Genomic DNA, 268 nt, shown 5'->3' with positions numbered 1-268 from the left:
AAGTCATAGTATACCACAAAGTGGTGTACTTTCATTTATACAAAAAAGGCCGCACTAATCCTATCCAGAATGATTTTCACATGATCCGAATGATTACGGTAATAGGATTAGTTGTTCATCGGCCCTTTAGTCACCCTTTCAAAAATAATATAGCTTCATATTACTTGATTTGTAGTTGGAATTCAAGAAGTTTTTGTAACTTTGTGGAAATAAATATTGGTTTGACAATAGGGCTAGGGTTGGGTCAGCTGCTAAAATCAGGTAATAT

Annotated in this window: 1 protein-coding gene; it reads left to right on the top strand. The window is 34.3% G+C overall.

The window, feature by feature from the left end; translation table 11 throughout:
- Nucleotides 1-80: 80 nt before the first annotated feature.
- A partial coding sequence (locus tag RYX56_RS22725; RefSeq protein WP_317124169.1) for a hypothetical protein occupies nucleotides 81-268 on the top strand: 188 nt, incomplete at its 3' end.

The organism is Alkalihalophilus lindianensis (assembly GCF_032843265.1).
In the GTDB taxonomy this organism is placed as follows: Bacteria; Bacillota; Bacilli; order Bacillales; family Bacillaceae_D; genus Alkalihalophilus; species Alkalihalophilus lindianensis.
This window is presented reverse-complemented; position numbering and strand designations above follow the sequence as displayed.